The 20,681-nt window shown below is 65.4% G+C and carries 17 protein-coding genes; 5 read left to right on the forward strand and 12 right to left on the reverse strand.

Annotation, left to right across the window (positions count from 1 at the left end):
* Window positions 1-59: 59 nt before the first annotated feature.
* The 9 genes from ACLFKU_RS35840 to ACLFKU_RS35880 form a co-directional block, all read right to left on the reverse strand.
* A complete protein-coding gene (locus ACLFKU_RS35840) occupies window positions 60-947 on the reverse strand; it encodes an ABC transporter permease (RefSeq protein ID WP_368582500.1) in 888 nt (295 codons plus the stop codon).
* 3 nt (window positions 948-950) lie between these two features.
* Entirely contained in the window at window positions 951-2,012 is a 1,062-nt protein-coding gene (locus ACLFKU_RS35845; protein ID WP_410852314.1) for an extracellular solute-binding protein, read from the reverse strand.
* Between the two features lie 11 nt (window positions 2,013-2,023).
* Window positions 2,024-3,076, reverse strand: coding sequence for an ABC transporter ATP-binding protein (locus ACLFKU_RS35850; RefSeq protein WP_410852315.1), 1,053 nt, complete (start codon window positions 3,074-3,076; stop codon window positions 2,024-2,026).
* A gap of 2 nt (window positions 3,077-3,078) precedes the next feature.
* Window positions 3,079-3,942, reverse strand: a complete 864-nt coding sequence (locus ACLFKU_RS35855; protein ID WP_410852316.1) for an ABC transporter permease — start codon at window positions 3,940-3,942, stop codon at window positions 3,079-3,081.
* Between the two features lie 261 nt (window positions 3,943-4,203).
* Window positions 4,204-5,499, reverse strand: coding sequence for an MFS transporter (locus ACLFKU_RS35860; protein ID WP_410852317.1), 1,296 nt, complete (start codon window positions 5,497-5,499; stop codon window positions 4,204-4,206).
* 115 nt (window positions 5,500-5,614) lie between these two features.
* On the reverse strand, window positions 5,615-7,423 hold the full coding sequence (gene treA, locus ACLFKU_RS35865; RefSeq protein WP_410852318.1) for an alpha,alpha-trehalase TreA: 1,809 nt from the start codon (window positions 7,421-7,423) through the stop codon (window positions 5,615-5,617).
* A gap of 341 nt (window positions 7,424-7,764) precedes the next feature.
* Complete coding sequence (locus ACLFKU_RS35870) at window positions 7,765-9,255, reverse strand: alkaline phosphatase family protein (protein WP_410852319.1); 1,491 nt, start codon at window positions 9,253-9,255, stop codon at window positions 7,765-7,767.
* 188 nt (window positions 9,256-9,443) lie between these two features.
* Window positions 9,444-11,360 carry a potassium transporter Kup gene (locus ACLFKU_RS35875; RefSeq protein ID WP_410852320.1) on the reverse strand — a complete coding sequence of 639 codons (1,917 nt, stop codon included), beginning with the start codon at window positions 11,358-11,360 and terminating at the stop codon, window positions 9,444-9,446.
* A gap of 240 nt (window positions 11,361-11,600) precedes the next feature.
* On the reverse strand, window positions 11,601-11,912 hold the full coding sequence (locus ACLFKU_RS35880; protein ID WP_368582508.1) for a glycosyltransferase: 312 nt from the start codon (window positions 11,910-11,912) through the stop codon (window positions 11,601-11,603).
* Window positions 11,913-12,191: 279 nt separating this feature from the next.
* Here ACLFKU_RS35880 and ACLFKU_RS35885 point away from each other — a divergent pair, with 279 nt between their 5' ends.
* Genes ACLFKU_RS35885 through ACLFKU_RS35905 form a run of 5 tightly spaced genes read left to right on the forward strand, consistent with a single transcriptional unit; the run spans window position 12,192 to window position 17,510 of the window.
* A complete protein-coding gene (locus ACLFKU_RS35885; protein ID WP_368582509.1) occupies window positions 12,192-12,887 on the forward strand; it encodes a TetR/AcrR family transcriptional regulator in 696 nt (231 codons plus the stop codon).
* Window positions 12,884-13,849, forward strand: a complete 966-nt coding sequence (locus ACLFKU_RS35890) for an HlyD family secretion protein (RefSeq protein ID WP_368582510.1) — start codon at window positions 12,884-12,886, stop codon at window positions 13,847-13,849. Before ACLFKU_RS35885 ends, ACLFKU_RS35890 begins: the two co-directional genes overlap by 4 nt.
* Window positions 13,846-14,832, forward strand: coding sequence for an ABC transporter ATP-binding protein (locus tag ACLFKU_RS35895; RefSeq protein ID WP_410852321.1), 987 nt, complete (start codon window positions 13,846-13,848; stop codon window positions 14,830-14,832). Before ACLFKU_RS35890 ends, ACLFKU_RS35895 begins: the two co-directional genes overlap by 4 nt.
* A 32-nt stretch (window positions 14,833-14,864) precedes the next feature.
* Window positions 14,865-15,980 (forward strand): ABC transporter permease, encoded by a 1,116-nt coding sequence (locus ACLFKU_RS35900; protein ID WP_410852330.1) that lies wholly within the window; start codon window positions 14,865-14,867, stop codon window positions 15,978-15,980.
* Window positions 15,981-15,992: 12 nt separating this feature from the next.
* Complete coding sequence (locus tag ACLFKU_RS35905) at window positions 15,993-17,510, forward strand: efflux transporter outer membrane subunit (protein WP_410852322.1); 1,518 nt, start codon at window positions 15,993-15,995, stop codon at window positions 17,508-17,510.
* A gap of 12 nt (window positions 17,511-17,522) precedes the next feature.
* On the opposite strand, the gene ACLFKU_RS35910 is transcribed toward ACLFKU_RS35905, so the two are convergent.
* The 3 genes from ACLFKU_RS35910 to benC form a co-directional block, all read right to left on the reverse strand.
* On the reverse strand, window positions 17,523-18,740 hold the full coding sequence (locus tag ACLFKU_RS35910) for a benzoate/H(+) symporter BenE family transporter (protein ID WP_410852323.1): 1,218 nt from the start codon (window positions 18,738-18,740) through the stop codon (window positions 17,523-17,525).
* Between the two features lie 124 nt (window positions 18,741-18,864).
* Window positions 18,865-19,656, reverse strand: coding sequence for a 1,6-dihydroxycyclohexa-2,4-diene-1-carboxylate dehydrogenase (locus tag ACLFKU_RS35915; RefSeq protein ID WP_368582514.1), 792 nt, complete (start codon window positions 19,654-19,656; stop codon window positions 18,865-18,867).
* Window positions 19,653-20,675, reverse strand: a complete 1,023-nt coding sequence (benC, locus tag ACLFKU_RS35920) for a benzoate 1,2-dioxygenase electron transfer component BenC (RefSeq protein WP_410852324.1) — start codon at window positions 20,673-20,675, stop codon at window positions 19,653-19,655. The genes ACLFKU_RS35915 and benC overlap by 4 nt, the downstream gene beginning before the upstream one ends.
* Window positions 20,676-20,681: the final 6 nt, after the last annotated feature.

Raw genomic sequence — 20,681 nt, forward strand, 5'->3', positions numbered from 1 at the left:
AGAAAGTCAATTGAAGAGAGGCGCATCCCACACACGAGCCCGCGGCGCGCCCTGCCAGTTCAGGTCATCATCGTCTTCGCGTAGCGGCGCTGGATGATCCAGTGCGACAACAGCGCCAGCGCAAACGTGACGACCATCGATACGAGCGACAGCACGGCCCCGAACGGCCAGTTGTTGGCCTTGGCGATCTGGTCGTAGATCGCCGGCGTCATCATCGTGATGCCGGTGCCGCCGAGCAGAACCGGTGTCGCGTATGCGTTCATGCACAGAATGAACACGAGCATCGTGCCGGCCGCGACGCCGGGCGCAGCGATCGGCAACACGACGCGCGCAAGCGTCTGGGCGAAGCTCGCGCCGAGATTGCGCGCAGCTTCCTCGATCGAAAAATCGAGGCCTTCGAGTACGCTCTGCAACGTCAGGATCATGTACGGCAACACCACGGCGGTGGTGCCGGCCACCACCGCGAACGGCGTATACAGCAGCCGCACCGGTTGATCGACGACGCCGAGCGCGATCAGCGTCGCATTGACGAAACCCGCGTTGCCAAGCATGACCATCCAACCCGCCGCGCGCACGACGTTGCCGACCAGCAGCGGAAACACCAGCAGCATCACCAGCTGGCTCTTGTAGCGGCTCTGCGTTTTAGCGAGCACATAGGCGACCGGAAAACCGAGCACGAGCGACAGCGCCGTGCACAGCGCGGCCACCTTGATCGTGGTCCACAGCACCGCGTGGTAGTACGGATCGGTCAGAAACTGGACGTAGTTCTCGAGCGTGAACGCCGCCTGCATCATCTGGACCGAGTCGAAATGATTGAAGCTGTAGCGCACCAGTTGCACGCCTGGCAGCACGATCACGAATAGCACGACCAACACTGCAGGCGTTGCGAGCAGGCCCCCGGTGAAGTCGCGGCGCCGCGGCGCGGCGTTCAGTGCGCTCGTCGTCATGGTTCAAAGTCCCGGCTTGAATTCCTTGTTCCAGAAGTCGAGCAGCGCCGGTTTTTCCGCGGTGAAGCGCGCGTAGTCGACTTTCACCAGACGATCGAGTTCGGCATTGGTGAAGCCGACGCTCTGTTGCAGCGTCGGCGGCAAGGCCGCATCGGTGACGGTCGGCGCATAGCCCATCGTCTCGGCGAAGCCGACCTGCGCGCGCGCATCCAGCATCGCGTTCAGGTAGTTGAAGCCGCACGCACGCGATGGGGCATTCTTCGCCACGGCGGCTTCGAACGTGACCGGCACGCCGCCCTCTTTCGGGAATACGTAGTCGACCGGCACGCCGCCTTTTTTCCACTGCAACGCGCGCGCTTTCCACATGCAGGTCATCCAGATTTCGCCGCTTTTCAGCGCCGCCGCGACCGCTTCGTTCGACGGATAGACCTTCGGCTGCTGCTTGCGCACCTCGCGCAGAAACTGGATACCGGCCGTCGTGTCGCCATTGTGCTGACCGGCCGCGAGTGAGGACTGCAGCACGTTGAAGTTGTACAGAATGTCGGAAAAGCCCACCCGTCCCTTCAGTTTCGGATCGAGCGCGACCGCGAACGAGTCGGGCTTCGCCTGAAACTTCTCCGGGTTATAGACGATCACCATCGCACTGAAGATGTGCGGAATCGAATACGGGCGGCGCAGCGCTTCGATCGTGCGCGCCGAGTTCGGCACCAGTTTCGTGTCGAGCGGTTCGAGCACGCCCGAACGGTTGACGTCGAACATGTCGATGTCGGCGAGACAGGCGACGTCGAGCGAACCGTGACGCGACATCTTCTCCGCGCGCAGCTTCGTCATGCGGCCGATCTGATCCGCCGAGTCGTAGGTGACGCGACCGCCGGCCGCCGCGATGATCGGCTTGCCGATGTTCTGCTCGAGCAGGTTCAGATAATCGCCGCCCCACGTGCCGACGACGACACTGGGACAAGCGTCGGCTGCCAATGCCGCGCGCGGATCGAAGCCGAGCGTGGGTGCGACGAGCAGACCGGATGCAGCTTTCAGAAACGTGCGGCGCGTGATGGGATGGCTCATTTGATGGTCCTTCAGGCGGAAAAAAGCAGGCAATCTTCGGTTCTGAAGCACGCGTGCAGCGTGTCGCCCGGCGACCATCCGCCGGCACCCGCATGCGCGGTGTTCGGCACGAGCGCGACGAGGCTCTGGCCACGCTCGCTCGTGAGGCGTAATTCGACGGTTGCGCCGAGATAGATCCGGTCGGCGAGCCGGACCGGAATCGATACTTCGCTGTGCTCGGGCGCCGCGGCGAGACGCAGGCGCTCCGGGCGAATGCCGAGCGTGTTGGCCCTGGGCGCGGCGGCGCTCAGCGCGATCTTTTCGCCGTTCGCCGTGATGAACTGGCCGTTGTCGACGTGGCCCGCGAGGAAATTCATGCGCCCCAGAAAGCTCGCGACGAACGGATTCGCGGGCCGCTCGTACAACTCGTCCGCGCTGCCGATCTGCTGCACGCGTCCGTCGTGCATCACGGCGACGCGGTCCGCCATCGCGAGTGCTTCCTCCTGATCGTGCGTGACGAAGATCGTCGTGAGACCGAGACGCTGCTGGAGTGCGCGGATTTCTTCGCGAACCTCGACGCGCAGCTTCGCGTCGAGATTCGACAACGGTTCGTCGAGCAGAAACACGTCGGGCCGGATCGCGAGCGCGCGCGCAATCGCGACGCGCTGCTGCTGCCCACCGGACAACTGCCGCGGATAGCGTTCGGCGAGCGACGTCAGCCGCACCATGTCGAGCGCCTCGCGAATGCGCGTGTCGCGCTCGGCTTTTGGCACGCGCCGCATTTCCAGACCGAACGCGACGTTCTGCGCGACGGTCATGTGCGGAAACAACGCATAGCGCTGAAACACCATGCCTGTATTGCGCTTGTCGGGCGCGAGCCGCGTGACCTCGGTATTGCCGATCCAGATTTCGCCGTCGCTCGGCTCGACGAAGCCCGCCACCATGCGCAGCGTCGTCGTCTTGCCGCAGCCGCTCGGGCCGAGGAAAGCGACCAGCTCGCCCTCGGCGATATCGAACGACACGTCGGCGACCGCGGTCGTCGCACCGTACTGCTTGCGCAGATTGCGCAGGGATACCTGAGCCATATTCAGATCACCTTGCCGAGCTTCACGAATCGATCGGTGATCAGCATCACGATGCCGAGCAGCACGATCTGCGCGGCCGATACCGCCGCGATGGTTGGGTCGAGATTGAATTCGAGGTACTGCATGATCGCGATCGGCAACGTCGTCTTGCCGGGGCCGACGAGCGGCAAGGTCATCTCGAGGTTCTCGAACGAGACGATGAAGCCGAACAGCGTGGACGCGACGATCGCCGGCCGCAGCATCGGCAACGTGACGCGCCACAGCGTGCGCCACGCGCCGGCGCCGAGATTGCGCGCGGCCTCCTCGACGGTGGTGTCGATCTGGCTCAGGCTCGCGGTGACGAGCCGGATCGTCCAGGGGATCGTCAGGCAGATATGCGCGAGCAGCAGGCCGCCGAAGGTGCCGACGATGTCGGTATCGAGCGCATTTTCGGCGCGCAGATAGAACAGATAAGTCGCAATCCCAGCGACGATGCCAGGCACGACTAGTGGGAGCAGCAGCGTGTTGCCGACGAGGCGCCGCCCAGGAAACCGGTAGCGCGCCAGTGCGAGCGAGGCGGCCACGCCGAGCACCACGCCGCCGAGCGCCGCGCCCGCCGCGAGCTTCAGCGACAGCACGAAGCCATTCGCGAACGCGTCGTTACGCCATGCATTGACGTACCACGACAGCGTGTAGCCGGATGGCGGAAACGTGATGATCGCGTCCTTGAAGAAGCTCAGCCAGATCACGAAGATCAGCGGGCTCAGCATGAACAGATAGATGAGCGCGACGCCCGCCCTGACGAACCATTTCGCCGGGGCCAGACGTGGGCGGGACAAAGCGTGCGCGGAGACGATGCTGCTACGTTCGATCGGAACCTGCGTCACCGCGCTTTCTCCCTGGTCAGGATTACACGTTGGGGTGTGTCCGGCGGGGTGGCGACCTCAGGCCATCCCAGTTCCGCCTCGGCCGGCTGCAATGTAAATTTGCATAGCCTTGCGAACTGCGATTCGCAGTAGCATGAATAAAATAAGGAGCAAAGCGGGTTCGGGCCAGACGCGCGCTGGGGTTTACGCGGGCGCTGGCCGCCTAGGGATGGGGTGTTTTCGCCGCAATGGCAAACCTGTCGAGCGTCGACGCGGCTCGTATCAGGGCGCCGCCTCGGCCCGTACGCTGCGCGATTTCACGCGCCAGTTCGCGAGCGCGCCGAGCGCCATCAGCACGCTGGTGCCGAGAAACACCGCGCGCATGCCGACATGTCCGCCGACGAAACCGCCCAGCAGCGGGCCGGCCACCTGGCCCGCGTACTGCGACGACACCGAGTAGCCGAGAATCGCGCCAGTCACGCTCGCCGGCACGTTGTGGCGGATCACACTCGCGATGCACGGCAACAGGCCGCCGAGTGCGATCCCCATCAGGAAACGCAGCACGATCAGCTGCCAGCTCGCGGTGACGAACGCCTGCGGCACGAGCAACACCGCCGATACCGCGAGGCAGCCGACGATCACGTTCCAGTGCCCGACGCGATCGGCGAACCTGCCGAGGCGCGACGACGAGATCACGCTGCCGAGCGCCGCGCCGGACATGACGAAGCCCGCGACCATCGTCACGCTTTGAGGCTTCGTGAGCTGGGCGACGTAGACGGTGATGATCGGTTCGATCGACATGTTCGCGACCATCAGCAGCAGGCCGGTGGCAAGCATCGCGATGGCTGGCCGCTTGTCGTCGACCGAGGCCCACGCGCCCTTCTTCGACGCGCTGTCCGCGCGCTTGCGGACGGGCTGCTCGCGAATCAGAAACGCGGTCGCGAGAAAGGCGACGAAGATCGCCGCGCCCGAGGCCCAGAAGGTCGCGCGGATGCCGATCAACGGCGGCAAAAAGCCGCCGATCAGCGGGCCGACCAGGTTCCCCGCCATGATCCCCGACGACAGCACGCCGAGCGCCCAGCCCGAACGCGCCTTCGGCGTCTGCGTCGCGACGAGGATCATCGAGCCCGACGCATAGCCGCCGAGCAACCCGGCGAGCAGCCGCAACGCAACCAGTTGCCAGGCCGAGTGCGCCATACCGATCAGCGACATCGCAACCGCCATGCCGAGACTCGAGCGGATCAGCATCAGCTTGCGGCCGTAGAGGTCCGCGAGCTTGCCCCACAGCGGCGCGACGAGCGCGGCGCTGAAAAAGGTCGCGCCGAATGCGGCGCCGGACCATTGCACGATCGCCGCATGATCCTTCACGCCGAGCTGTTCGACGTAGAGCGGCAGGAATGGCAGCAGCAGCGTCATCGCGACGATGGTCGTAAACGAGCCGAACACGCACACGCACAGGTTGCGCTGCCAATGCGCGGCGGCTTCATCGCCGGCCGCCGGAGCGGCCTTGGCCGCCGCCGTGGCCTGCGCCTGCAGCGGCACCGGTTCGGCCGATGGTATGTCGAGCTTGCGATTCATCTTCGAGACTTTCCAGGTGACTAGGGGCCGTTCGAGCTATCCGAAGCATGCTAACGGGCTGCGTCGCTGTCAGGCAGTCAACCCATCATCCTGGTATCGCTACTACCTCTTCCCGCTAGTGGCCCGCGGCCGACGTGCTGTGCGACGTCTGCGGCGCGGCCGCCGCCGATGCCGCCGCATCCGACACCCCCACCGCGCCGCCCGGCAGATCGGCCGGCTTCGTCGAACTCACCGCATCCGGATAGAGCTGCATCAGCACGCGCAGCACACCATTGGTCCAGCCAAAGCCGTCCTGTAGCGGATACTCGCCGCCGCCCGCCGACTTGTCGCTCGCGTCGACGTCGTACTTTTCGACCAGCTTGCCCGTGCGCTGGTAGTACGCGACGTTGGTGCGGATCCAGCGGGTCGCGATATCGCGCGCGAGCTCCGGCTCGCTGTAGCGGCGCAGCCCGATCACCGCGAGATACTGCAGCGGCGCCCAGCCGTTCGGTTCGTCCCATTGCTGTCCGGTATTGGTCCGCGTCGTCGCCAGACCGCCCGGGCGCAGCAGATCCCGCCGGATCGTCTGCGCGACTTCGCGCGCGTCGTTGCGTGCCGCGACGCCGGTGTAAAGCGGGTACACCGTCGCGGCAGTCAACCGGTGCGTGAGCGTGCGATGCACGAAGTCGTAGTCGGTGAAAGCGTGCAGTTGCGGATCCCACAGCATCCGGCGGATCGCATCGGCGCGCACGCGGGCGCGTAGTTCGAGATTCTCGGCGTGACCCGCGTCGCCGGTCACCCGGTAGGCTTTCGCGAGCGCGCGTTCGAGCTCCACCATCAGGCAGTTCAGGTCCACTGGCACGAGCGAGGTCACGTCGATGGTCGCGAGCGTCCTGCCGTCGGCGAACCAGCGCGAACTGAAATCCCAGCCGGTTTCGCCGCCCGCGCGCAGGTTGCGCCACAAATCCTGCGCGTCGCGTTGCGGTATCTGCTGCGCCGTCATCACATCCTCGCGGTACGACTCGTCGCGCGGCGCCGCGCGCTCGTCCCAGTAGCGATTGAGCAGCGTGCCGTCGGCGAGGCGCACCAGATGGCGGGCCGCGTTGCCCGGCGACAGATGATCGCTGCCCGCCATCCAGTACGCGTATTCACGGCGCAGCTCGGGCAGATAGCGGGCGTAGACCTGATCGCCCTCTTTGCGCGCGACGAGCTGCACCATCTGCGCGAAGAACGGCGGCTGCGAACGGCTCAGGTAATACGTGCGATTGCCGTTGGGGATGTGGCCATAGCGGTCGATCAACGTCGCGAAGTTGTTCAGCTCGTCGTCGACGAGCGCGCGCTGGCCGCTCGCGTCGAGCCCCAGCAGGATGAAGTACGAATCCCAGTAGTAGATCTCGTCGAAGCGGTCGCCCGGCACGATGTACGACGACGGCAGCGGCAACAGCGAAGCGTACGGGCTGGCGCTCGCCTCCGGTTCGCGGCGCAGCACGCTCCACAGCGTATCGATGTGCGCGGTGACGCTTTCGTTCGGATCGGACACATAGCGCTTCGGCTCGCGCGGGGGCAGCGTGAAACGCTGTTCGACGAATTGCTTCAGGTCGAAGCGCGGCTGAGCGCGCTGGCTGTCATAGTCGGCGATGACTTGCGCCGGCGGCTGGTTTGGCGACATGTCGGCGAACGTCTTGCTGTCCGGGTACAGGTGGGCGAGTTCGACGTCGCGATACAGCTCGCCATACAGTTCGGACGGCGGCGTCGGCACGACCGGCGACGGCTGCGCATGATCCGTGTTGTCGACGTGCCTGGCCGCGGCGCTGCTCCCGGCATTCGCAGCGGCAGCCGATGCGGGCAGCGTAAGGGCCGGCACGGCCGGCTGGGTCGGTGCGACCGTCGGCGCGGATTGCGCGGTGACGCCGGTGCTTGCGGCGAGCGCCAGCGCCGTAGCCACGGAGGCGAGAACGCAGCGGTACGACCGCTGGCGGGAAAACCAAACGGGAAGATCGGAACGAAATGGCATCGGCGGACCCGTTGAGGACGACGCGGTGACGTCGACGTAGGCGGCCCGCCGCGCGTGCCGATCCTATGCTGCACGCTGCCGCGGGGCTTCGAGAGGGTCTCGCTAGCAAATGCGGGACCCGCTTCGCAAAACGATGTCGCGCGCAAGCGCTCTCTACCAGGTGCCGACCAGGTTTCTGGCGACCGACCGCGCTCGAGGCATGAGCTTCGTCAGGCCGCGCGGCCCGGTCCGGCGCCGGCTTGCGGCCCGCTCATTCTAGGCGGAAACCGGCGTTAGCCGCCGGTCGCGAATCCTAATGACGCCGCCTTCGCGCGCAGATCCGCGAAGCGATCCGCCGCCGGGTTGATCGCCCGCATTTGCGACTGATCGATCGCCGATACCGAGCTCGACGGCGAGGGCGCGGCCGCCCCCAGGCAGGTTCCGCCGAACGGCCCCTGGGCGACCGTGAACGCGGGAGCGTCGGTGCGCGGCGCGCCGTTGAAATCGAGCGCGTAGGCGAGATTGAAGGTCGCCGGATCGCTGCCGCGCACGCCGAGCGGCTGCAAGCCGAAGCGCCATTGCAGCAGCGCGTGAATCGAGCTGGGGTCGAACGGATAGCGCGTGACCGAACCCGCGCGCACGCGCGGGCCGAGCAGCGCGAGCGGCACGCGAAAGCCGAGCTTGCCGTCGTTGCCGAGCGTGAGCTCGCTGTTGCTGATCGGCCTGGTGGGCGGCACCACGTGCTCGAGAAACCCGCCCCATTCGTCGTAGACGACGATCATCAGCGTGCGGCTCCACGTCGGGCTCGTGCGCAGCGCCTCATAGACTCGCGCGAGAAACGCCTCGCCATCGCGGATGTCGGCATGCGGATGGTCGTCGGCGGAAACGCCTTCGGGCTCGCCCGTAAATGACGGATCGACCATGCAGAATGGCGGCAGCGTCCCCGCCGCGGCATTCACGAGGAAATCCGCAAACGGGCGCGATATGCCGAGATACCGCGTGCCATAAAGCGCCGTGAGCGGCACGTCGTGGTAGTAGTAGCGAGCGTCGACATCGGCGTCGCTCAGCTTGTCCCAGATCGTCGCGAGCGACGACGTGTCGGCGCTGTCGTCGAGCCGGTCCGTTGCGCCGCTATGCAGATACAGGCGATTGGGAAACGTGCTGGTCAGGATGCCGCTGAAGTAGAAGTCGCCGATCGTGTAACTGCTGGCCACGGCGCTGAAAAATTGCAGGTCGGCCTGCGTGTAGAAGCCGATCGGCAGCAGGTCGCCCCGGCTCAGGCTCGTGCCCGGCGTGAGCAGCCAGCCATTCATCGCACCCGATGCCAGTTGCGTGCGGCCCCCCGAGAAGCTGTGATTGGGGTCCAGGAAGGCGCACGCCTGATAGCCGTACGCGGCATTCGCCGCAAGCGAAAACGGCGTTTGCGTCGCGCCGAACGCGTCCTTGAATTGCCGGTTCGCGGGCATGCCCTCCGCGCCCGGCACCCAGCCCAGGAAATGGTCGAACGAACGATTTTCCATCGTGACCAGCACGATGAAGTCGATGCCCGAGCTGGCCGGCGCGGGCAACGCCGGGCGCGGCAGGCCATAGCGGTCGGCGGCGTTGGGCGCCGGAATGTCGGTAATCGAGGGCGCGGGGTCGCCGCCGCTTCCTCCGCCCGTTATGTCGTCGCCCGATCCGCCGCCACCGCAACCCGATAGCGCAACGCTGCCGGCCACCGCGGCTACGCCGGCAAGAAAGCGGCGGCGGTCGTGTCCATGATTCTTGTTAGCCTCGTCGCCCATCGCACGCCTCCTGATTGGCTGCGGCGCGGGCATTCGTCCATGCCTGCCTGCCGCGGAGCAACACGCGCGCGCCGATTGGAGCGGCGGTTGGTCGTTGGCAGCAAGTTTCGAACCCGAGCCGGTGGAGGGCCGTTGCGAAGTGGCGATGTCTATCGAATTACTTCAAAGGCAGATGATGCCTTGTCTGCCTAAATCTCCACGCGCGCGCCGACTTCGATCACGCGACTGGCCGGCAGTTTGAAGAAAGCCGCGATATTGCCGACGTTGTGCAGCATCACCGCGAAAAGCCGCTCGCGCCATAGCGCCATGCCGTGGACGCGTTTGGGCACGACAGCCGCGCGGCTCAGGAACCAGGATGTGTCGTCCGGGTTGAACGTGAATTCCGGCGACTTGTGGGCGGTCAGCGTGCGCGGCAAGTCCACTTCGTCCTTGAATCCGTAGTTCACCGTTGCGTGCCAGCAACCCGCGCACAGCGGCCTGATCTGCACGCGCTCGCTGTCGGCCACCCACGGCACGTTTTTCGTGATTACGGTCAGGAAGACCGTGCGCTCATGCAGCACACGGTTGTGCCGCAGATTGTTGACGAGCGCGTGCGGCACCGCTTCGGCGTCCGGAGTCAGGAAGATCGCCGTGCCGCCCACACGCGTCGGCGAACTTTCGAGCAGCGTGGTGAGGTACTGTTTGAGCGGCGTCTTTCCCGCCCGCGTGCGCGCTTCGGCCAGCATCATCTCCCAGCCGCGTCCCCACGTCGCCATGATCGTGAACATGATCGCGCCGACTACGAGCGGGAACCACCCGCCATCGACGATCTTGAGCAGATTCGCCGAAAAGAACAGCGCGTCGATCACGAAGAAGAACGAGGTGGAGAGCACGCACAGCAGCCAGTTGTAGCGCCACGCGTAACGCACGACGAAGAACGTCAGGAACGTGGTGATCAGCATCGTGCCGGTCACGGCGATGCCGTACGCGGCCCCGAGCGCCGTCGACGAGCGGAAACCCAACACCGCCGCGACCACGGCGACCAGCAGAATCCAGTTGATGCCGGGCACGTAGATCTGCCCGATCTCGCGCTCCGACGTATGCACGATGTTCATGCGCGGCAGGAAGGAAAGCTGCATCGCCTGCATCGTCATCGAATAGGTACCCGAAATAACGGCTTGCGACGCGATCACGGTGGCGATCGTCGCCAGCACGATCATCGGCACGATGGCCCACTGCGGGAACAGTCGGTAGAACGGGTTTTGCACCGCGCCGGGGTTCGCCAGCAGCAGCGCGCCCTGGCCCAGATAGTTCAGCGCGAGCGCGGGAAAAACGACGCCGAACCACGTCACACGAATGGGCCGCTTGCCGAAATGGCCCATGTCGGCGTAGAGCGCCTCGGCGCCCGTCAGCGACAGCACCACCGCGCCAAGCGCGACGAACGCGAGCCAGCGGTGATGCATGACCAAGCGGAGCCCTTCCAGCGGATTGAGCGCATACAGCACGACCGGCGTGGCCATGATGTTAGCGACGCCCGCCGCGCCGATCACGACGAACCACAGCACCATCACCGGCCCGAACACGGCGCCGATGCCGCCCGTGCCGTGCTTTTGCGTGACGAACAGGACGATCAGCGCGGCGAGCGTCACCGGAACCACATAGGTCTTGAGCCCGGGCTCGACGACTTCGAGCCCTTCCACGGCGCTCAGCACGGATATGGCCGGCGTGATCACGCTGTCGCCGAAGAACAGCGCCGCGCCCATCACCCCCACCACGAGGAGCCCGCGACGCAAGCGCGGCCGCGACACGATCGACGACGCCGCGAGCGCGAGCAACGCCATGATCCCGCCTTCGCCGTGATTATTCGCCCGCAGGATCAGGACGACGTACTTCAGCGAAACGACGATCATCAGCGACCAGAAAATCAGCGAAACGATGCCGACGATATTGAAAGCATTGAGCGTGAGACCGTTGGCGGGATCGAACACGGTGGCAAGCGTATAGAGCGGGCTCGTGCCGATGTCGCCATAGACCACGCCGAGCGCGGCCAGCGCGAGCGCTGGAAGAGCCGGTGAGGCGTCGCCGTGGCCTTCCTTCCCCGACTCGGCGGTTGCGGAATGTGCCATGTCTCCCTCCTCATACGAATCGCGCGTGAGCCGTGATAGCGGCGCCGCGGGTTCGCTTCGATTCTTTCGTTTCGTTGACGTGAATTCGTCTGGGTCGCGCGGGCTGGATCGTGCCAGGTGCGCTACAGAAGTATAGAAATTTCCGGCGAAAATGCGCTTTGCGCGCAGCAGTCACGCATTTGGACGACGCCGTCGCGCCGTCCACTGTCAGCTTAACGTCCAGGTAGAACGGCGCAAGCGTCAGCAGACCGCCTCGTCTGTCCGCCTCGAAGGTGCCGTGCCCGCATGCTCTCCGAGTTCCATGATTTCCACGAGCCGCTGCTGGTAGTGCTCCGGCAAATACTCAGCGAGTGAATAGCTTCTGCCCTTGTCCGCCAGATGCTTCGCCAGTCGATCCAGTGCCAGTTCGAGGCTCTGAGGCTCTGACCGAAATTTGATCTTGTTGCCTACCGCGTCACCGGTCGTCGCCATGCTGCCGCCGTCGTGGACGAGGGCAGGCAAACCGAGCATCGCGGCCTCGATAGTGACGAGCGGCGCATTCTCGGCTCCCAACGATGGCTCGACGACCGCGTCGGCAAGTCGAAAGGGAAAAACATCTCAAGGGCTCAGTGCTGTGAATTTCGTCGCGTTGTTTGTAAGAGCGTCTATTCCGGTACCCAGGTTGCATGGCCGCGCGGTCTCTTGACGCGGATCGACGACACGACGGCGGCCACTCCCAGCCAGGGTTTCCCCTCCTCCAGCACCTCAAAACTTGTCCTACTATCAAGCAGTTAAAACTAACTAACTCATCAGTTAGTCAGGTTTCCCATGCCGCAAGTCGCCCGCTCCAGAATGGGTCGCCGTCCTCATCCGCAGGACTTCGACGCACGCGAACATCTGCTCGATGTCGCGGTGACGCTGTTCGCCGAGCGCGGCATCGCCAACACGACGGTGGCGCAGATCGCGGCGGCGAGCGGCGTGACGTCCGCGATGGTGCACTACTGGTTCCAGACCCGCGAAAAGCTGCTCGACGCGTTGTTCGAGGAAAAACTGGTCGCCGCATTCGGCGCGATCTGGGACCCGGTCGATGCCGAGCACGACGATCCGCTCGCGCTGACGCAAGGCATCGTCAAACGCATGTTCGACGTCACCGAGACCATGCCGTGGCTGCCTTCGCTATGGCTGCGCGAAATCATCAACGAAGGCGGCCTGCTGCGCGAGCGCGCGTTTGCGCATATCCCCGTGCAAAAGGTCGCCGCGTTCGGTCAGAACATCGCACGTGGCTGCGCGTCGGGCCAGTTGAATGCGCAGCTCGAACCGTTGCTGCTGTTCAACTCGGTGCTCGCGCTCGTGATGCTGCCGCAGGCAACCGCCAGGATCTGGCAGCGCCTGAATCCGCGCAGCTCGTTCGATCGCGCGACGCTCGAACGCCACGTCGTGGCACTGCTCACGCAGGGCATGAGCGCAGCCACGGCAGTCAAGACCAGCTCCAGGGCCAGGACCCGGGCGACGTCCACCGCACGCCGCGCGAAAGGAAAGCCGTCATGATTCCGTCCGCCCGCTCATCCACACGTGTCGCGTTGCTCGCACTGTGCATCGCGTGCGCGAGCTGTTCGCAACAACCCGCGAACACGTGGCAAGGCTATGTGGAAGGCGAATTCCTGTACCTCGCGTCTTCGCAGGCGGGACAGTTGACCGAACTCGCGGTCTCGCGCGGGCAGACCGTCGCGCAGAACACGCCGCTCTTCGCGCTCGAAGCGCAGAACGAAACCGACGCGGTGGCGCAGGCCAACGAGCAACTGCGCTCCGCCCGCGCCCAGCTCGCCGACCTCGGGACCGGCAAGCGTCCGCCGGAAGTCGACGTGACGCGCGCACAACTCGTACAGGCCGAAGCCGATGCGGCGCGCGCCGCGACCCAGTTCCGCCGCGATCGACAGCAATTCGACGCCGGCGGCATCGCGCAAAGCCAGCTCGACGACTCGCGCGCGAGCGCGCTGTCGAGCGCCGCGCACGTGCGCGAGTTGCAAAGTCAGCTCGCGGTCGCACGTCTGCCGGGGCGGATCGAACAGATTCGCGCGCAACAGGCGCAAGTCGACGCCGCGCAGGCCCAACTCGGCCAAGCCCAATGGAAGCTCGATCAGAAAAGCGTGCATGCGCCGCACGCGGGCCTCGTGTTCGACACGATGTATCGCAGCGGCGAATGGGTGCCGGCGGGCAGCCCGGTCGTGCGCATGCTGCCGCCGGAAAACGTCAAAGTGCGTTTCTTCGTGCCGCAGGGTGTGGTCGGTTCGCTCGCGCCGGGCCGTCACGTATCGATTCATTGCGACGGTTGCGCCGCCGATGTGCCGGCCGTGCTCAGCTTCATCTCGGACCAGGCGGAGTACACGCCGCCGGTGATCTTCAGCAACGAAAGCCGCGCGAAGCTCGTGTTCATGGTCGAAGCCAGACCGCAAACCGCCGATGCGCCGAAGCTGCGGCCCGGCCAGCCCGTCACGGTCACGCTGCAATGAGTGCGCCCGCGCCGCCCCCCGCCAACGCCAGCGAGCCCGCGTACGCGATCGACGTGCACGGGCTCAACAAGCATTTCGGCAGCAAGCACGTGGTCAACGACGTGACGATGCAGGTGCAGCGCGGCGAGATTTTCGGTTTTCTCGGCCCGAACGGCAGCGGCAAGACTACCTGCATCCGCATGATGTGCGGACTGCTGACGCCGGACTCCGGCAGCGGCACCTGTCTCGGCTACGACATCGTGCATGACAGCGCGCAGATCAAGCGCCGCACCGGCTATATGACGCAGCGCTTCTCCTATTGGGAAGATCTGTCGATCCGCGAAAACCTCGACTTCGTCGCGCGCATCTACGAGATGAAGAACCGCCGCGAGGCGGTGGATCGCGCGCTCGAACAGCTTGGTTTGCAAAGCCGTGAGAAGCAGCTGGCCGGCGCACTGTCGGGCGGATGGAAGCAGCGTCTCGCGCTGGCCGCGTGCATGCTGCACGAGCCGGAACTGCTGCTGCTCGACGAACCGACCGCCGGTGTCGATCCAAGCGCACGCCGCGACTTCTGGGAAGAGCTGCACCGCCTCGCGGCGCGCGGCATCTCGGTACTCGTCAGCACGCACTATATGGACGAAGCGGAACGCTGCCACAAGCTCGCCTATATCGCGTACGGCAAGCTGCTCGCGCAGGGTACGTCGCAACAGGTGATCGACTCGCAAGGGCTCGTGACGTGGGCCGTGTACGGCCAGAATCTCGTCGAGCTCGGCGACCGGCTGCGCAGATCGCCCGGCGTCGAGCAGACCGTCGCGTTCGGTTCGTCGCTGCACGTTAGCGGGCCCGACACGCCCGAACTCCACGCGAGCATCGATCAGTTGGAACGCTCGAACCCCGCGCTGCGAATCGAAAGACAGGAAACCGGCCTCGAAGACGTGTTCATCTTCATGATGAACCGCTCGACCGACAATTACGCAACGCCTTCCGCGGGCAAAGCATCGTGAATTCCGCGCGCCGGCTTCCACGCTTTTCGCTGATGCGCTGGTGGAGCATCGTGCGCAAGGAGTTCTTGCAGCTGAAGCGCGATCGCATCACGTTTGCGATGATGATCGTGCTGCCGATCATGCAGATGGCGCTGTTCGGCTTCGCGATCAATACCGACCCGAAGCATCTGCCGACCGCCGTCATCGCCGCCGACCACAGTGAATTCACACGCAGCTTCCTGATGGCGATGCGCAACTCCGACTACTTCGACATCGTCTCGACGCTGCCCGACGAAGAGTCCGGCCGCCGCGCGCTCGCGCAAGGCAAGGTGCTGTTCGTGCTGAATATTCCGGTCGGTTTCACGCGCGAGCTGGCCAAGGGCGCGCGGCCCTCGCTGCTCGTCGAAGCCGACGCGACGGACCCGATGGCGGTGGGCACCGCGCTCGGCGCGTTGCCGTCGATCACGCAGTCGGTATTGCAGAAGGACCTCACGGGTCCGCTGTCGTCGCTCGCGGTCGGCCCCACCGCTTTCGATGTGCAATTGCACCGGCTCTACAACCCCGAAAGCATCACCCAGTACAACGTGGTGCCGGGCCTGATGGGCGTGATCCTGACGATGACGATGGTGATGATGACGGGCCTCGCGATCACCCGCGAACGCGAGCGCGGCACGATGGAAAATCTGCTGGCTACGCCGGTGCTGCCGCTCGAAGTGATGACCGGCAAGATCGTGCCCTACGTCGCCATCGGTCTGGTGCAGGTCAGCATCATTGTCGCGGCGGCTCGCTTCGTGTTCAACGTGCCGTTCGAAGGCAGTCTGATCGCGCTGTATCTGTCCGCGCTATTGTTCGTCGCGGCCAATCTGACGATCGGCATTACGCTGTCGTCGCTCGCGCAGAATCAGTTGCAGGCCATGCAGCTGACGATGTTCTATTTTCTGCCCAACATCCTGCTGTCGGGGTTCATGTTTCCGTTCGCGGGCATGCCGAAGTGGGCGCAGTACATCGGCAATCTGTTGCCGCTCACCTACTTCAACCGGCTCGTGCGCGGCATTCTGCTAAAAGGCGTCGGTTGGACCGACATGTGGCCGCATGTGTGGCCGCTGCTGATCTTTCTGTTCGTCGTGATGGGTGTCGCCGTGAAGTTCTATCGACGCACGCTCGATTGAGGAAGGCCCGCAATGTGTTCCGCTCCTCGCTTTCGTGACGTGGTCTTTCATCGCGCGGCTTATTTATCCGCTAAGCGTCGGCTCGCCGCCTTCGGCGCAAGCGTGACCTTGTGCGCGTGCACCGTCGGCCCCGATTTCCATCGGCCCGACGTGACCAGCGTGTCGAGCTATACCGCCGCGCCGCTCGCGGCAAGCACCGTCGCCGCCGATGGTCCCGGCGGCGCCGCACAACACTTCGTGCCGACCGATGTGCCCGGCGACGGCTGGTGGCGCGCGTTCGGCTCGCCGGCGCTGAACGCGCTGGTGCAGCAGGCGCTAGACGACAGCCCGACCCTCGCGCAAGCCCGCGCGAAACTCGACCAAGCGCAGCAGGACTACCGCGCGCAGGCGGGCGGCACGCTGTGGCCGCAGGTCGACGCGAACCTGTCGACCACGCGCGAAAAAATCGATCCCGAAGCGCTCGGCTTCGGCCAGCTGACGCAGGGCCGCGCGTTTGCGCCGTTCACGCTGTACAGCGCGCAGGTCACCGTGTCGTACACGCTCGATCTGTTCGGCGCGAATCGCCGCGCGCTCGAAGCGGTGGCCGCGCAAGTCGACTATCAGCAATACGAACTCGAAGCCGCGCGTTTGACGGTCGCGGGCAATGTGGTGACGGCGGCGATCCGGCGCGCATCGCTTGCGCGGCAGATCGCGCTCACGGAAGCGCTGCTCGCGAACCAGATGCAGCAACTCGATATCGCCGAGCGCCGCTATCGTGCGGGCGGCATCTCCGAGGTCGATCTGCTGAGCCAGCGCACGCTCGTGCAGCAAACCCGCGCGACGTTGCCGCCGTTGCGCACGCAGCTCGCACAGACCGATCATCAGCTCGCGATCTATCTGGGACGCCCGCCAGCGGAATTGGCCACCGCGCACGACCTTGCCGCGCTGGACCTCGATACGCTCGTACTGCCGGCCGACCTGCCGCTGACCTTGCCGTCGACGCTCGCGCAGCAGCGGCCCGACATTCGCGCGTCCGAGGCGTTGTTGCATCAGGCGAGCGCGAACATCGGCGTGGCGACCGCGAACCTGTATCCGCGCATCACGCTATCGGGCAGCGCGGCGACCGAACGGGTCAACGTGTCCGACCTGCTGACGGGTTTCAACGTGTGGAGTTTCGGCGCGGGTCTCACGCAGCCGCTGTTTCATGGCGGTGAACTGCTGGCGCGCAAGCATTCTTCCGAGGCGGCCTACCAGGCGGCGCTCGCCGTCTACAAGCAAACCGTGCTGCAGGGACTGCAACAGGTCGCCGACGCGCTGCGCGCGCTCGATCAGGATGCGATTGCATTGCAGGCGCTCGATGCCGCGCAGCGCAGCGCGCAGCACAGCGCCGGTATCGCGAGTCAGCGTTATGCGGCGGGCGGCATCAGCCAATTGACGCTGCTCGATACGCAGCGCCAGGAATTGCAGACCGGACTCGATCGCACCAAAGCCGCCGGGCAGCGTTATGCCGATACCGCCGCACTGTTTCAGGCGCTCGGGGCGCGGCCTTGAGTCACTGCTTCGTCATTGGTTTGCCGACGTCTCGCGCCGCACCTTGTTCAGCACGAGGTAGGCGAACGAGCCGATCACGATGCCCCAGAACGCGGAGCCGATCCCGAGGAAGGTCATACCGGATGCAGTCGCGAGAAACGTGATGACCGAGGCCTCGCGATGGTCTTCGTCCTGGATCGCGCCCATCACGTTCGACGTGATCGCACCGATCAACGCTAGACCCGCCAGAATCGCGACGAACTCCTTCGGCAGCATCGTGAACAGCGCGACGATCGCACCGGCGAAGGTGCCGCCGATCAGATAAAACACGCCGTTGGCGATGCCCGCGATATAGCGCTTATCCGGGTCGTCGTGCGCATCCTTGCCGGTGCACAGCGCCGCCGTGATCGCGGCGATCACGATCGTGATGCCGCCGAAAAACGCCACGCCGATCGACGCGATGCTAGTCGCGGTGATGATTGGCCGCGCCGGCGTGTGATAGCCGGACAGGCGCAGAATCGCCATGCCCGGCAGAAACTGCCCGGTCAGACTGACGACGACGAGCGGCAGCGCAAGACTCAGCGTCGAGCTCAGCGTCCATTCGGGTTGGATGAAGATCGGCCGCGTGACTTGCAGCGGCAGCGCGCCGAGGTGCGCGGCGCCGAGCGCGATGGCGAGCACCGTGCCCGTCAGCAGTACCAGCACGATGCAATAGCGCGGCAGCAGGCGCCTGAACACGATGTACGCGCCGATCATGCCTAACGCCAGCGCCGGCATCGACGTCGCAGCCTTGAACGCATGTGTGCCGAACTGCAGCAGAATGCCGGCCATCATCCCGCAGGCGATGCCCTTCGGAATGCTGCGCACCATGCGATCGAAATAGCCCGAGATGCCGATCAGCAGAATGATCACAGCTGCGCTCAGGTATGCGCCCACCGCCTGATGCAGCGTCAACGCGGGAAACAGTCCGACCAGCAGCGCGGTGCCGGGCGCGGACCACGCGGTCACGACCGGCACTTTCAGCTTCCAGCTCGCGAAGATGCCGGAGACGGCCGCGCCGATCGAGATGCCCCATACCCACGACGCGACCATCTCGTTGGGCATGTGGGCCGCTTGCGCCGCCTGGAAGAAGATCACGAGCGGGCCCGCGTACGAGATCAGCACGGCCAGAAAGCCGGCCACGATGGCGGACACGGACCAGTCGGCCGCAATGGCGCGCGCGGTCGGCGCCTGGCTAGGGGTGGGATTCATCGTCGATGTGGGTCGTGGCGGCCCGCTGTTGGTGACATCGCGCCGGGCGGAGCAGTCATTCCGGGCCGATAGTATGAAGGACAATCGCCGCGCGGCCTATCGGCGTGGTTCGGCCCGCCGCTCGCTAGCCTTGATCGCCGCCGCCGACCGGCAGCACGGTGCCGGTGATATACGACGCTTCATCGGAAGCGAGGAACAGGATCGCGCCGACCTGTTCGTCGATCGTGCCGTAGCGATGCATCAGGCTCGACGCGATCGTCTGATCGACGATGCCCTGATACCACGTCGCTTCCTGCTCGCTTTGCGGCGCGGTATTGCGCGGCACGCGGCGCGGCGGCGCTTCGGTGCCGCCGGTCGCGACCGCGTTGATGCGGATGCCGTGTTCGGCATGCTCGAACGCGAGGCTCGCGGTCAGCGCATTGACGCCGCCCTTCGACGCCGCATACGGCACGCGATAAATACTGCGCGTCGCAATCGACGACACGTTGACGATCGCACCGCTCGCGCGCTCCAGCATCGCGGGCAACACCGCGTGGCAGCACCACAGCGTCGGGAACAGCGAGCGCCGCACCTCGGCCTCGATCTGCTCGGCTTCGTACTCTTCGTACGGCTTCGCCCAGATCGTGCCGCCGACATTGTTGACGAGCGCGTCGATGCGGCCGAACACCTCGATCGCGAAGGCCGTCATTGCAGCCGCGCCCGCATAGGTTTCGAGGTCGGCGATGAACGCGCGCGCAGCGCCGCCGGCACGCGTAATCTCTTCGGTCACCTCGTGCACGATAGGCGAACGGTCCACCAGCACCACCGCCGCGCCCTCGCGCGCCGCGCGCAACGCGACGCCGCGGCCGATGCCCTGGCCCGCGCCGGTCACGACGAGCACCTTGTCCTTGAAGCGATCGATAAAGGTCGAAGTCATGCTACGTTGCTCGCCGAGAATTTTTCGTAGTAGAAGTTCGCGGGCTCGACGCTGCTCTCGCGCAGCCAGCCCTGCACCGCTTCGACCATCGCGACCGGGCCGCACAGGTAGACGTCGACGTCGCCGCTATTGAGCCATTCGCTGTCGACGTGCGCGGTCACGTAGCCTTTGCGCTCGTGGCTGCTCGCGGCATCCACGACACACGTGCGGTAGCTGAAATTCGGCAGCGTGCGCTGCGCTTGTTCGAGCTGTTCGAGCGCGACCAGATCGATGTCGTGGGTCACGCCGTACACGAGCCGCACCGGCTGCGTGTTGCCGCTCGCCTTCAGCACGTCGAGCATCGACAGGAACGGCGCAATGCCGGTGCCGCCCGCGAGGAACAGCACCGGACGCTGCGGATCGCGCAGATAGAAGCTGCCATACGGACCCGTGAAGCCGATCCGCTGACCCGGCTGCGCATCGCGGCTCAGAAAGCCGCTCATCTTGCCGTGAGGCACGTTGCGCACGACGAACGCCGCACCCGCCGCGCCCGGCGCCGAGCTGAACGAGTACGACCGGCTCTCGCCGCTCGCGCCCGGAATCTCGACGTTCACGTATTGGCCCGCGAGAAAGCTCGGCGCGCTCGCGCCTTCGATATCGATCGAGAAATGGATCGTCGAATCCGACAGCCGTTCGACCGCCGCGAGCGTGCCTTCGAAACGCGACACCCCGGTCTTGCACGCCGCCGACGACGCCTGCACGCGAATCACCAGATCCGAGCGCGGCCGCGTCTGGCACGCGAGGATATAGCCCTTGCCCGCTTCCTCGGGGGTCAACGCATCTTCGACGTAGCTCTCCTCGGGCATGTCGTACGCGCCCGATTCGCACAGTCCGCGGCAGGTGCCGCATGCGCCTTCGCGGCAGTCGAGCGGAATGTTGATCTTCTGCCGATACGCGGCATCCGACAGTGTTTCGTTCTCACGGCAGCTGATGAAGCGCGTGACGCCGTCTTCGAACTGAAGTGCAATAGTGTGTTCCATGACCTG

The sequence above is a fragment of the Paraburkholderia sp. EG304 genome, assembly GCF_046543485.1.
Classification (GTDB): Bacteria; Pseudomonadota; Gammaproteobacteria; order Burkholderiales; family Burkholderiaceae; genus Paraburkholderia; species Paraburkholderia youngii.